The 12,582-nt window shown below is 67.3% G+C and carries 10 protein-coding genes; 4 read left to right on the forward strand and 6 right to left on the reverse strand.

The window, feature by feature from the left end; genetic code table 11:
• Window positions 1-48: 48 nt before the first annotated feature.
• The 4 genes from E4O92_RS13765 to E4O92_RS13780 form a co-directional block, all read right to left on the reverse strand.
• Complete coding sequence (locus tag E4O92_RS13765) at window positions 49-996, reverse strand: alpha/beta fold hydrolase (protein WP_135190325.1); 948 nt, start codon at window positions 994-996, stop codon at window positions 49-51.
• Between the two features lie 68 nt (window positions 997-1,064).
• Window positions 1,065-1,403: a zinc ribbon domain-containing protein YjdM gene (locus E4O92_RS13770; RefSeq protein WP_135190326.1), complete on the reverse strand. Its 339-nt coding sequence runs from the start codon at window positions 1,401-1,403 to the stop codon at window positions 1,065-1,067.
• 48 nt (window positions 1,404-1,451) lie between these two features.
• On the reverse strand, window positions 1,452-1,847 hold the full coding sequence (locus E4O92_RS13775) for a group III truncated hemoglobin (RefSeq protein WP_135190327.1): 396 nt from the start codon (window positions 1,845-1,847) through the stop codon (window positions 1,452-1,454).
• 231 nt (window positions 1,848-2,078) lie between these two features.
• Window positions 2,079-3,206: an alkene reductase gene (locus tag E4O92_RS13780; protein WP_135190328.1), complete on the reverse strand. Its 1,128-nt coding sequence runs from the start codon at window positions 3,204-3,206 to the stop codon at window positions 2,079-2,081.
• Between the two features lie 180 nt (window positions 3,207-3,386).
• On the opposite strand from E4O92_RS13780, the gene E4O92_RS13785 reads away from it, so the two are divergent.
• Together E4O92_RS13785 and E4O92_RS13790 are read left to right on the forward strand one after the other, a co-directional pair.
• On the forward strand, window positions 3,387-4,376 hold the full coding sequence (locus tag E4O92_RS13785) for an aldo/keto reductase (RefSeq protein ID WP_135190329.1): 990 nt from the start codon (window positions 3,387-3,389) through the stop codon (window positions 4,374-4,376).
• A 48-nt stretch (window positions 4,377-4,424) separates the two neighbouring features.
• Window positions 4,425-6,677 carry a sensor domain-containing protein gene (locus E4O92_RS13790; protein WP_135190330.1) on the forward strand — a complete coding sequence of 751 codons (2,253 nt, stop codon included), beginning with the start codon at window positions 4,425-4,427 and terminating at the stop codon, window positions 6,675-6,677.
• 671 nt (window positions 6,678-7,348) lie between these two features.
• Here the strand turns inward: E4O92_RS13790 and E4O92_RS13795 are convergent.
• Both E4O92_RS13795 and E4O92_RS13800 read right to left on the reverse strand, forming a co-directional pair.
• On the reverse strand, window positions 7,349-9,601 hold the full coding sequence (locus tag E4O92_RS13795; protein WP_135190330.1) for a sensor domain-containing protein: 2,253 nt from the start codon (window positions 9,599-9,601) through the stop codon (window positions 7,349-7,351).
• A 48-nt stretch (window positions 9,602-9,649) separates the two neighbouring features.
• Window positions 9,650-10,639, reverse strand: coding sequence for an aldo/keto reductase (locus tag E4O92_RS13800; protein WP_135190329.1), 990 nt, complete (start codon window positions 10,637-10,639; stop codon window positions 9,650-9,652).
• A gap of 180 nt (window positions 10,640-10,819) precedes the next feature.
• Between E4O92_RS13800 and E4O92_RS13805 the strand changes: the two genes are divergently transcribed.
• Window positions 10,820-11,947 (forward strand): alkene reductase, encoded by a 1,128-nt coding sequence (locus tag E4O92_RS13805; RefSeq protein ID WP_135190328.1) that lies wholly within the window; start codon window positions 10,820-10,822, stop codon window positions 11,945-11,947.
• A 231-nt stretch (window positions 11,948-12,178) separates the two neighbouring features.
• Window positions 12,179-12,574: a group III truncated hemoglobin gene (locus E4O92_RS13810; protein WP_135190327.1), complete on the forward strand. Its 396-nt coding sequence runs from the start codon at window positions 12,179-12,181 to the stop codon at window positions 12,572-12,574.
• The last annotated feature ends 8 nt before the right edge of the window (window positions 12,575-12,582 follow it).

Below are 12,582 nucleotides of genomic sequence, written 5' to 3' on the forward strand. Positions count from 1 at the left end.
AGCGTGGTGAGCGGTGTGTGAAGCCCAGGCTCTGGCCGAGCCGGGGAGTTACTGTTCGCGCAGGAACGCGATCAGCTGGGGATGGACCGCCGCCGGGTCTTCCACCACGGACAGGTGGCCGATCTCCGGCAGCGAGACGAACTGCGCCTGCGGGATCGCGCGCTGCACGTCGGCGTGTTGGGCGTACGGCACCGTGGTGTCGCGCTCGCCCCAGATCAGCTGCACCGGCAGGCCGGTCTTGCCGATCTTCTCGAAGTCGGGCACGGACGATGCCGTGATGATATTGCGCATGCTCGACAAAAGCGCGCGCCCGAAGCCGTCATACTGCATCTGCGGGACGAAGCGTGCCGGCCAGTCGGCAAAGCGCTCCGGATGCATAAAATCCTCGGTCTGGCGGTTCGCGAGCCCGGGCAGGAACCAGGCGCGCAGCAGCCAGTCGCCCACGCCCGGCCAGGCCATGACGCTGATGTCTGTGGCCTTGGTAACCGGCGCGATCAGCACGAGCCTGCGCACCCGCTCCGGATGCAGCGCGGCGAAGCGGCCGGCCACCGCGCCGCCCATCGACAGGCCGACCACGTCCGCCTGTTGCATGTGCAGCGCGTCCATCAATTCGCCCAGCTCCCCGGCCAGCAGGTCGCGGTCGTAGGTAACAATGGGGCGGTCGCTCCAGCCGCGTCCGTACAAATCGAAACTGACGACGCGAAAACCGGCGGCGGCCAGCGCTTCGCGGCTGTGGTCGAATACATAATCGGGCACCGAAAAGCCGTGCACCAGCAGCACCGGCTGGCCCTGTTCGGGTCCGGCCGCGCGGTAGTGCACCATGCCGTGCGAGAGCTGGATGAATTGGCCCGGCGCCTGGCGGCGCGCGGCCGCATCGAGCGGCGCATGTTCGGCATTGCGCAGGACTGGCACAGCCACCACGGCGGCGGCAAGCAGGATGCCTGCGGCCAGTATGGCCTTGCGCAGGCGGGACTTCGGGCGCGGGGTGGTCTGCATTTGTTATCCGGAAGAAAAGAACTCCCGGAATTGAACACCGGCGCCGGGCTGGAGTCAACCGGCGGCGATCAGACTTTCCGCACGAATTCCGACTTCAGGCTCATGGCGCCGAAGCCGTCGATCTTGCAGTCGATGTCGTGGTCGCTATCGACCAGGCGAATGTTCTTGACCTTGGTGCCCTGCTTGATCACGCCGCCGGAACCCTTGGGCTTGAGGTCCTTGATGACGGTGACGGTGTCGCCATCCTGCAAGACATTGCCGGCGGCATCGCGATACACGCGCGCCGCCTCCGCCGCGGGCGCCGCCTCGGCTTTCCATTCGTGGCCGCATTCAGGGCAGACGTATTGGCCGGCGTCCTCATAGGTGTACGCGGACTGGCATTGGGGGCAGGGCGGGAAAGTGCTCATGATGGTGGTAGTAAAAGACAAACGGCGAGTATACCCGCCGGATCGACTTTACGTGGCTGCAGGCGCGGCGTCGACGATGACCTTGCCGAAGTAGCCGTACTGCAGGCTGGACGCGATGCGGTTGGCGACGATCTGGAATTCGGACGCGACGGCCGGTTCGAACAGGTGCACGGCGGTGGCCTGGAACAGCGCCAGCCAGCGCCGGAAATGGTCCGGTTCGATGCCGGACAGCGCCATGTGCTTGCCGAACACGTTGCCTTCGAAGCTGTGCGTGCTGAGCATCACGGTCGACCAGAATTCGACCATGCGCGCCAGGTGCGTATCCCAGTGATCGCCGATCGCGTCGTTGAAGACCGGCCCCAGCACGGGGTCGGCGCGGACCTGGTCGTAGAACTGGTGGACCAGGGCGGTAATCGACGAGCGGTCGAGCGGCAGCGATGACATGTTTCCCTCGGGTGGATGGCAGACAGATGGATGCTACCGGACCGTCAAGTGTAAATCAAGATTTTAAATGCATGTTTTGGATAAAAGGCACCCCGTAGGGTGCGCACCTGTGCGCACCGGTCAACGCATGCTGACTTGCGGCTGCTGCTTCGCTATGCGGCTTTCGCGAACCGCGTGGGCACAGGTCCTCGGCGGCCCCGCCCCCCCTACGCCACCGGCAAGCCACACGACTCACACCTGGACCTGCACCCCCGACAGCGGCCCCTGCTGCATGGTTGGATAATCGATATAGCCTTCGGCCCCGCCGCCGTAGAAGGTTTCCCGTTTCGGGACATTGAGCGGCGCGCGCCGGCGGAAGCGCTCCGGCAGGTCGGGGTTGGCGAGGAACAGCTGGCCGAACGCGACCAGGTCCGCCACGCCCGCCTGCAGCACCCGGTTGGCGCGCTCCAGGTCAAAGCCGCCGGCCACGATCAGCGTGCCCGGGTAGAGCGTGCGGAAGTAGTGCGCCGACAGGTCCGGTATCGGGTGCTCGCATGGCCGCTGGGACGACTCGATCAGGTGCAGGTAGGCCAAGTCCTTCCTTGCGAGCTCCTCAACCACGTAGGAAAACGTCTGCTGCGGATGGCTGTCGCGCATGTCGTTGAAGGCGCTGCCGGGCGACAGGCGCACGCCGACCCGGTCGCTGCCGCACACCGACGCCACCGCGTCGGCCACTTCGATCAGCAGCCGCGCGCGGTTCTCGACGCTGCCGCCATACTGGTCGGTGCGCTGGTTGGTGCTGTCTTCCAAAAACTGGTCGAGCAGGTAGCCGTTCGCGCCGTGCACCTCGATGCCGTCGAAGCCGGCCGCCTGCGCGTTCTGGGCGCCCTGGCGGAACTGCTCGACGATCTGCGGCACTTCGCCGGTGTCCAGCGCGCGCGGCGTGGGGATGTCCTTCAGTCCGTCCGCGGTGTAGGTCTGCACGCCGCGCGGCGCGATCGCGGACGGCGCGACCGGCAGCTCGCCGTTCAGGAAATCGGGGTGCGAGATGCGCCCCACGTGCCACAGCTGCAGGTAGATGTGGCTGCCCGCCGCGTGGACCGCATCGGTGACCTTCTTCCAGCCCGCGATCTGGTCATCGCTGTGGATGCCCGGCGTCGCGATGTAGCCCTGGCCGGCGGGCGATGCCTGGGTCGCTTCGGTGACGATCAGGCCGGCGCCGGCGCGCTGGCTGTAGTACTCGGGCGCCATCTGCGACGGCACGTTACCCGGTTCGGCGCGGCTGCGGGTCAGCGGCGCCATCACCATCCGGTTCTTCAGGTGCAGTGGGCCGAGCTGGTAGGGAGCGAACAGATCGGTCCCTTGGGTAGGAGAATTCATCGCCGTCTCCTTTGAGGCAAAGGGCCAGTCTAGGAAAAGGCTAGGTGAGCGTCAAACGCGGTTCGAGGCGTGCGCGATGCTGCGCCTGGCCGGGAGGCGGCTTTCGTGTGCCTCCTTTTCGGCCAAGCCGGTATCGTTACATCGACGGCTGTCCGGTCTTGCGCCGGAAAGGAGCACACGATGAAAATCCGCAGGCTCGGCAAAGACGGCCTGGAAGTGTCCGCCATCGGCCTGGGTTGCATGGGCATGAGCGACTTCTACGCCAACCGGGACGACGCCGAGTCGATCGCGACGATCCAGGACGCGATCGGCCTGGGCGTGACGCTGTTCGACACGGCCGACGTCTACGGACCGCACACCAACGAGGAGCTGGTCGGGCGCGCCATCAAGGGCCACCGCAACGAGCTGGTCATCGCCACCAAGTTCGGCATCATGCGCAGCCCTGAACACCCGGACGACTTTCGCGTCAACGGCCGGCCCGAGTACGTGCGCCAGGCCTGCGACGCGAGCTTGGCACGGTTGGGCGTGGACACCATCGACCTGTACTACCAGCACCGGATCGACCCGGCGGTGCCGATCGAGGACACGGTGGGCGCCATGGCCGGCCTGGTCAAGGAGGGCAAGGTCCGCTGCATCGGCCTGTCCGAGGCGTCGGTGCCGACCATCGAGCGCGCCGCGCGCGAGCACCCGATCACGGCGCTGCAGAGCGAGTATTCGCTGTGGTCGCGCGACCCGGAAGAGGGCCAGCTCGAGTGCTGCCGGCAGTTAGGGATCGGCTTCGTGGCCTACAGTCCGCTCGGGCGCGGCTTTTTGACCGGCCAGATCCGGCGGCCCGAAGACTTTGCGCCGGACGACTTTCGTGCGCACAATCCGCGTTTTCAGGGCGAGAACTTCCAGAAGAACCTGGAATTGGTGGACAAGGTGCGCGAGCTGGCGGCGCAAATAGGGTGCACCGCGGGACAGCTGGCGCTGGCCTGGGTGCTGCGAAGAGGCACAGACATCGTCCCGATCCCGGGCACCAGGCGCCGCAAGAACTTGGAAGAGAACGTGAAGGCGGCCGACATCGAGCTCGAACCCGAACAGGTGGCCGCGCTGGACGCGATCTTCCCGCCGGGCGCCGTGGCCGGCCCGCGTTACGCGCAATCGGATATGGCGGCCGTGAACCGCTGATGCGGCGCGCGGCCTTAAAACGTGCGATGCACGTTCGGCGAGGCCAGCATGGGCTCTTCGACAGATGCAGGACGGGAGCTGGACCAGGGACCGATTGGCCCGGATCGGCTGGAGCAGGAGGCGCGCAGCCGCTGCGCGCTGCTTGCCGTTATCTGTGAGCAGATGGAGCAGGCCGCATTCATCCTGCGGCCAGGCGGCGACGGGCAACTGCGCTTCGAGACGGTCAACCAGGCGTTCTGCCTGCTGGCCGGTTTGCCGCGCGAGCAGGTGCTGGGCAAGCGCGTGACGGACGTGATCCCCGAGGCCGCGCAGGCGGCGACGCTGGCGCACCTGCGCGAGGCGCTCGAGCGCGCGGCCACAGTGCGCTGGGAGGCCACGCTCGATTTCCCGTCCGCTCAGAAGACCGGCGCGCTGGCGGTGACGCCGGCGTACGATGCGCACGGTCAGCTGGTCGGTGTGGCCGGCACCGTGTACGACCTCACCCGTGCCAGCCGGCTCGAAGCGCAGCTGAGCGCTGCCAGGGCCGAGACCACGCCTTTGGCGCGTGCCCTGCGCATGAGCGGGGCTCCACCGGAGCAGGTGCTGGCGCGGGCGACCCTGCTGGCCCGGCTCGCGCGCCAGGCGCCGGGCGCGCTGTTTCAGCTGGCGCTGCGGCCAGATGGCAGGCTGCACTGCCCATACATCAGCGATGCGGCGCAGGCGCTGTTTGGGTGTGCGCCGGCCGAGATCGAAGCGAGCTTCAAATGCCTGCTGCAATGCATCCCGCGGCGCGACCGGGCCAGGCTGCGGCGCGCGATGCTGGCATCGGCGCTGCGGCTGCAGCCGTGGCACTCCGAGTTCCCGGTCGCGCTGCCAGGCGACGCCGGCATACGCGGCTGGCGCGAACTGGTGGCCGCGCCCACGCGCCAGGCCGACGGCACCGTGGCCTGGCATGGCTTCATCGGCGACATCAGCGAGCGCAAGCGCATCGAGGAGACGATCGGCCAGTTCAACGACAGGCTGGCGAAGCGCGTTCACTACGACCCGCTGACCGGGCTGCCGAACCGGTTCCTGTTCGGCGACCGGCTTGCGCTGGAGATGAAGCATGCGGCAACCGGCGGCCACGGCATGGCGCTGCTGTTCATCGGGCTGGACCGCCGCAAGCTGGCGAGCGATCTGGCAGGGCAGGATGCCGATGAGGCCTTGCTGGCGTACGCGGCGCGCCGCATCGAGCGCTGCCTGCAGCCGGGCGACACCGTGGCGCGGCTGGGCGACGACGAGTTTGCCGTGATCCTGACCGAATGCGGCGAAGTGGAGCATGCCGAGCTGGTCGCTCAGCGCCTCATCGACGTGCTGCGCGCGCCGTTTTGCGTTGGGAACGGGCAGGCCGTCGTTTCAGCCAGCATCGGCATTGCGCAGTACCCGGACGACGGCGGCCAGCCGGAGCGGCTGATGCAGGGCGCCGACCAGGCCATGGCCCGGGCCAGGGCATCCGGCCGCAACCGGCTGGCCTTCCTCGAGGTGGGCATGCAGGCGGCGGCGATGCGGCGCCTGCGGCTGGCCAGCGAATTGCGCGGCGCGCTGGCGGACGGCCAGTTGCTGCTGCTGTTCCAGCCGATCCTCGATATCCGCACCAGCCAGATCACCAAGGCGGAAGCGCTGCTGCGCTGGCGGCGTGCCGGACACGAACCGGCGCTGCCGGCCGGCCTGTTCGGCATTGCCGAGGAAAACGGCCTGATCCATGAGATCGGCGACTGGGTGTTCGTCGAGGCTGCGCGCTGGGCGCAGCGCTGGAGCGGGATGCTGGGGCGGCGCTTCCAGGTCAGCATCAACAAATCGCAGGCGGAGTTCGAACAGCCGCACCATGTGCCCGACTGGGGCGAACACTGGCAGTGCCAGGTCGATCCCTGCATCGCGGTCGAGATCCCGGAGGGCATGCTGCAGCACCTGAACGGCGCGATGGTGAGCAGGCTGCACGAGCTGCAGGCGGCGGGCATCGAAATCGCGGTCGACGGCTTTGGCACCGGCTATTCGTCGATGAGCTACCTGAAGCGGCTGGCGGTCGACTACCTGAAGATCGACAAGAGTTTTGTCGCGGGGATGCTGCACGACCAGACCAGCCGGACCATCACCGAAACCATCATCGTGATGGCGCACAAGCTCGGGCTGAAAGTGATCGCCGAGGGCGTCGAGCACGAGCGGCAGCGCGCGTGGCTGGCCGAGCAGGGCTGCGACTACCTGCAGGGCTACCTGTTCGGGCAGCCGGTGGAGGCGCAGCCGTTCGAACGGATGCTGGCGAGCCAGCCGTTTGCCGCACATTGAGCCAGCGGCTAATCGTAACGTGAATCAACCGCATGTCGAAGGCGTGACTATGCCTCGCCGAAACATGCGATAAAGAAACGCAAAACGCGATGCAATGTTGGCCAAGCGCCACCGCTGGCGCCTCTAACCGTGAATTGCGCTGCGTTTTGCGTGATTCATCCTACGGGGCGGCACGTCGCTTTGCAATGCCCGGTAGGGTGGGCGGGTCTCCCGCCCACGCGTTCAAACCAAGCGCGAATAAACGGAATACATGGCCGCTCTGCCACTGGCTGAACGGCCGCACCACTACGCCACGTTCGCGAACCGCGTGCGCACTGGTCCTCGGCGGCCCCGCGCCCCCTACGATTTGCATCGGCCGCTGGCCTGATGTCCTGCAAACGGCTGCCCGCCAGCATTCAGGATGCGCTGCCACCACCGTTATGCATTCGCTTGATTCTCGCCCTGTTTGAACGCGTGGGCGGGAGACCCGCCCACCCTAACGGGCATTGCAAAGCGACGTGCCGCCCCGTAGGATGAATCACGCAAAACGCAGCGCAATTCACGGTTAGAGGCGCCAGCGGTGGCGCTTGGCCAACATTGCATCGCGTTTTGCGTTTCTTTATCGCATGTTTCGGCGAGGCATAGTCACGCCTTCGACATGCGGTTGATTCACGTTACGATTAGCCGCTGGCTCAATGTGCGGCAAACGGCTGGCTCGCCAGCATCCGTTCGAACGGCTGCGCCTCCACCGGCTGCCCGAACAGGTAGCCCTGCAGGTAGTCGCAGCCCTGCTCGGCCAGCCACGCGCGCTGCCGCTCGTGCTCGACGCCCTCGGCGATCACTTTCAGCCCGAGCTTGTGCGCCATCACGATGATGGTTTCGGTGATGGTCCGGCTGGTCTGGTCGTGCAGCATCCCCGCGACAAAACTCTTGTCGATCTTCAGGTAGTCGACCGCCAGCCGCTTCAGGTAGCTCATCGACGAATAGCCGGTGCCAAAGCCGTCGACCGCGATTTCGATGCCCGCCGCCTGCAGCTCGTGCAGCCTGCTCACCATCGCGCCGTTCAGGTGCTGCAGCATGCCCTCCGGGATCTCGACCGCGATGCAGGGATCGACCTGGCACTGCCAGTGTTCGCCCCAGTCGGGCACATGGTGCGGCTGTTCGAACTCCGCCTGCGATTTGTTGATGCTGACCTGGAAGCGCCGCCCCAGCATCCCGCTCCAGCGCTGCGCCCAGCGCGCAGCCTCGACGAACACCCAGTCGCCGATCTCATGGATCAGGCCGTTTTCCTCGGCAATGCCGAACAGGCCGGCCGGCAGCGCCGGTTCGTGTCCGGCACGCCGCCAGCGCAGCAGCGCTTCCGCCTTGGTGATCTGGCTGGTGCGGATATCGAGGATCGGCTGGAACAGCAGCAGCAACTGGCCGTCCGCCAGCGCGCCGCGCAATTCGCTGGCCAGCCGCAGGCGCCGCATCGCCGCCGCCTGCATGCCCACCTCGAGGAAGGCCAGCCGGTTGCGGCCGGATGCCCTGGCCCGGGCCATGGCCTGGTCGGCGCCCTGCATCAGCCGCTCCGGCTGGCCGCCGTCGTCCGGGTACTGCGCAATGCCGATGCTGGCTGAAACGACGGCCTGCCCGTTCCCAACGCAAAACGGCGCGCGCAGCACGTCGATGAGGCGCTGAGCGACCAGCTCGGCATGCTCCACTTCGCCGCATTCGGTCAGGATCACGGCAAACTCGTCGTCGCCCAGCCGCGCCACGGTGTCGCCCGGCTGCAGGCAGCGCTCGATGCGGCGCGCCGCGTACGCCAGCAAGGCCTCATCGGCATCCTGCCCTGCCAGATCGCTCGCCAGCTTGCGGCGGTCCAGCCCGATGAACAGCAGCGCCATGCCGTGGCCGCCGGTTGCCGCATGCTTCATCTCCAGCGCAAGCCGGTCGCCGAACAGGAACCGGTTCGGCAGCCCGGTCAGCGGGTCGTAGTGAACGCGCTTCGCCAGCCTGTCGTTGAACTGGCCGATCGTCTCCTCGATGCGCTTGCGCTCGCTGATGTCGCCGATGAAGCCATGCCAGGCCACGGTGCCGTCGGCCTGGCGCGTGGGCGCGGCCACCAGTTCGCGCCAGCCGCGTATGCCGGCGTCGCCTGGCAGCGCGACCGGGAACTCGGAGTGCCACGGCTGCAGCCGCAGCGCCGATGCCAGCATCGCGCGCCGCAGCCTGGCCCGGTCGCGCCGCGGGATGCATTGCAGCAGGCATTTGAAGCTCGCTTCGATCTCGGCCGGCGCACACCCAAACAGCGCCTGCGCCGCATCGCTGATGTATGGGCAGTGCAGCCTGCCATCTGGCCGCAGCGCCAGCTGAAACAGCGCGCCCGGCGCCTGGCGCGCGAGCCGGGCCAGCAGGGTCGCCCGCGCCAGCACCTGCTCCGGTGGAGCCCCGCTCATGCGCAGGGCACGCGCCAAAGGCGTGGTCTCGGCCCTGGCAGCGCTCAGCTGCGCTTCGAGCCGGCTGGCACGGGTGAGGTCGTACACGGTGCCGGCCACACCGACCAGCTGACCGTGCGCATCGTACGCCGGCGTCACCGCCAGCGCGCCGGTCTTCTGAGCGGACGGGAAATCGAGCGTGGCCTCCCAGCGCACTGTGGCCGCGCGCTCGAGCGCCTCGCGCAGGTGCGCCAGCGTCGCCGCCTGCGCGGCCTCGGGGATCACGTCCGTCACGCGCTTGCCCAGCACCTGCTCGCGCGGCAAACCGGCCAGCAGGCAGAACGCCTGGTTGACCGTCTCGAAGCGCAGTTGCCCGTCGCCGCCTGGCCGCAGGATGAATGCGGCCTGCTCCATCTGCTCACAGATAACGGCAAGCAGCGCGCAGCGGCTGCGCGCCTCCTGCTCCAGCCGATCCGGGCCAATCGGTCCCTGGTCCAGCTCCCGTCCTGCATCTGTCGAAGAGCCCATGCTGGCCTCGCCGAACGTGCATCGCACGTTTTAAGGCCGCGCGCCGCATCAGCGGTTCACGGCCGCCATATCCGATTGCGCGTAACGCGGGCCGGCCACGGCGCCCGGCGGGAAGATCGCGTCCAGCGCGGCCACCTGTTCGGGTTCGAGCTCGATGTCGGCCGCCTTCACGTTCTCTTCCAAGTTCTTGCGGCGCCTGGTGCCCGGGATCGGGACGATGTCTGTGCCTCTTCGCAGCACCCAGGCCAGCGCCAGCTGTCCCGCGGTGCACCCTATTTGCGCCGCCAGCTCGCGCACCTTGTCCACCAATTCCAGGTTCTTCTGGAAGTTCTCGCCCTGAAAACGCGGATTGTGCGCACGAAAGTCGTCCGGCGCAAAGTCTTCGGGCCGCCGGATCTGGCCGGTCAAAAAGCCGCGCCCGAGCGGACTGTAGGCCACGAAGCCGATCCCTAACTGCCGGCAGCACTCGAGCTGGCCCTCTTCCGGGTCGCGCGACCACAGCGAATACTCGCTCTGCAGCGCCGTGATCGGGTGCTCGCGCGCGGCGCGCTCGATGGTCGGCACCGACGCCTCGGACAGGCCGATGCAGCGGACCTTGCCCTCCTTGACCAGGCCGGCCATGGCGCCCACCGTGTCCTCGATCGGCACCGCCGGGTCGATCCGGTGCTGGTAGTACAGGTCGATGGTGTCCACGCCCAACCGTGCCAAGCTCGCGTCGCAGGCCTGGCGCACGTACTCGGGCCGGCCGTTGACGCGAAAGTCGTCCGGGTGTTCAGGGCTGCGCATGATGCCGAACTTGGTGGCGATGACCAGCTCGTTGCGGTGGCCCTTGATGGCGCGCCCGACCAGCTCCTCGTTGGTGTGCGGTCCGTAGACGTCGGCCGTGTCGAACAGCGTCACGCCCAGGCCGATCGCGTCCTGGATCGTCGCGATCGACTCGGCGTCGTCCCGGTTGGCGTAGAAGTCGCTCATGCCCATGCAACCCAGGCCGATGGCGGACACTTCCAGGCCGTCTTTGCCGAGCCTGCGGATTTTCATCGTGTGCTCCTTTCCGGCGCAAGACCGGACAGCCGTCGATGTAACGATACCGGCTTGGCCGAAAAGGAGGCACACGAAAGCCGCCTCCCGGCCAGGCGCAGCATCGCGCACGCCTCGAACCGCGTTTGACGCTCACCTAGCCTTTTCCTAGACTGGCCCTTTGCCTCAAAGGAGACGGCGATGAATTCTCCTACCCAAGGGACCGATCTGTTCGCTCCCTACCAGCTCGGCCCACTGCACCTGAAGAACCGGATGGTGATGGCGCCGCTGACCCGCAGCCGCGCCGAACCGGGTAACGTGCCGTCGCAGATGGCGCCCGAGTACTACAGCCAGCGCGCCGGCGCCGGCCTGATCGTCACCGAAGCGACCCAGGCATCGCCCGCCGGCCAGGGCTACATCGCGACGCCGGGCATCCACAGCGATGACCAGATCGCGGGCTGGAAGAAGGTCACCGATGCGGTCCACGCGGCGGGCAGCCACATCTACCTGCAGCTGTGGCACGTGGGGCGCATCTCGCACCCCGATTTCCTGAACGGCGAGCTGCCGGTCGCGCCGTCCGCGATCGCGCCGCGCGGCGTGCAGACCTACACCGCGGACGGACTGAAGGACATCCCCACGCCGCGCGCGCTGGACACCGGCGAAGTGCCGCAGATCGTCGAGCAGTTCCGCCAGGGCGCCCAGAACGCGCAGGCGGCCGGCTTCGACGGCATCGAGGTGCACGGCGCGAACGGCTACCTGCTCGACCAGTTTTTGGAAGACAGCACCAACCAGCGCACCGACCAGTATGGCGGCAGCGTCGAGAACCGCGCGCGGCTGCTGATCGAAGTGGCCGACGCGGTGGCGTCGGTGTGCGGCAGCGACCGGGTCGGCGTGCGCCTGTCGCCCGGCAGCGCCTTCAACGACATGCGCGACAGCCATCCGCAGCAGACGTTTTCCTACGTGGTTGAGGAGCTCGCAAGGAAGGACTTGGCCTACCTGCACCTGATCGAGTCGTCCCAGCGGCCATGCGAGCACCCGATACCGGACCTGTCGGCGCACTACTTCCGCACGCTCTACCCGGGCACGCTGATCGTGGCCGGCGGCTTTGACCTGGAGCGCGCCAACCGGGTGCTGCAGGCGGGCGTGGCGGACCTGGTCGCGTTCGGCCAGCTGTTCCTCGCCAACCCCGACCTGCCGGAGCGCTTCCGCCGGCGCGCGCCGCTCAATGTCCCGAAACGGGAAACCTTCTACGGCGGCGGGGCCGAAGGCTATATCGATTATCCAACCATGCAGCAGGGGCCGCTGTCGGGGGTGCAGGTCCAGGTGTGAGTCGTGTGGCTTGCCGGTGGCGTAGGGGGGGCGGGGCCGCCGAGGACCTGTGCCCACGCGGTTCGCGAAAGCCGCATAGCGAAGCAGCAGCCGCAAGTCAGCATGCGTTGACCGGTGCGCACAGGTGCGCACCCTACGGGGTGCCTTTTATCCAAAACATGCATTTAAAATCTTGATTTACACTTGACGGTCCGGTAGCATCCATCTGTCTGCCATCCACCCGAGGGAAACATGTCATCGCTGCCGCTCGACCGCTCGTCGATTACCGCCCTGGTCCACCAGTTCTACGACCAGGTCCGCGCCGACCCCGTGCTGGGGCCGGTCTTCAACGACGCGATCGGCGATCACTGGGATACGCACCTGGCGCGCATGGTCGAATTCTGGTCGACCGTGATGCTCAGCACGCACAGCTTCGAAGGCAACGTGTTCGGCAAGCACATGGCGCTGTCCGGCATCGAACCGGACCATTTCCGGCGCTGGCTGGCGCTGTTCCAGGCCACCGCCGTGCACCTGTTCGAACCGGCCGTCGCGTCCGAATTCCAGATCGTCGCCAACCGCATCGCGTCCAGCCTGCAGTACGGCTACTTCGGCAAGGTCATCGTCGACGCCGCGCCTGCAGCCACGTAAAGTCGATC

The sequence above is a fragment of the Massilia horti genome (assembly GCF_004614195.1).
Taxonomy (GTDB): Bacteria; Pseudomonadota; Gammaproteobacteria; order Burkholderiales; family Burkholderiaceae_D; genus Telluria; species Telluria horti.

Excerpts from the sequence above, each read along its gene's own strand:
- E4O92_RS13765 (WP_135190325.1), bottom strand. The coding sequence starts at position 996 with ATGCAGACCACCCCGCGCCCGAAGTCCCGCCTGCGCAAGGCCATACTG.
- E4O92_RS13770 (WP_135190326.1), bottom strand. The coding sequence starts at position 1,403 with ATGAGCACTTTCCCGCCCTGCCCCCAATGCCAGTCCGCGTACACCTAT.
- E4O92_RS13775 (WP_135190327.1), bottom strand. The coding sequence starts at position 1,847 with ATGTCATCGCTGCCGCTCGACCGCTCGTCGATTACCGCCCTGGTCCAC.
- E4O92_RS13780 (WP_135190328.1), bottom strand. The coding sequence starts at position 3,206 with ATGAATTCTCCTACCCAAGGGACCGATCTGTTCGCTCCCTACCAGCTC.
- E4O92_RS13785 (WP_135190329.1), top strand. The coding sequence starts at position 3,387 with ATGAAAATCCGCAGGCTCGGCAAAGACGGCCTGGAAGTGTCCGCCATC.
- E4O92_RS13790 (WP_135190330.1), top strand. The coding sequence starts at position 4,425 with ATGGGCTCTTCGACAGATGCAGGACGGGAGCTGGACCAGGGACCGATT.
- E4O92_RS13795 (WP_135190330.1), bottom strand. The coding sequence starts at position 9,601 with ATGGGCTCTTCGACAGATGCAGGACGGGAGCTGGACCAGGGACCGATT.
- E4O92_RS13800 (WP_135190329.1), bottom strand. The coding sequence starts at position 10,639 with ATGAAAATCCGCAGGCTCGGCAAAGACGGCCTGGAAGTGTCCGCCATC.
- E4O92_RS13805 (WP_135190328.1), top strand. The coding sequence starts at position 10,820 with ATGAATTCTCCTACCCAAGGGACCGATCTGTTCGCTCCCTACCAGCTC.
- E4O92_RS13810 (WP_135190327.1), top strand. The coding sequence starts at position 12,179 with ATGTCATCGCTGCCGCTCGACCGCTCGTCGATTACCGCCCTGGTCCAC.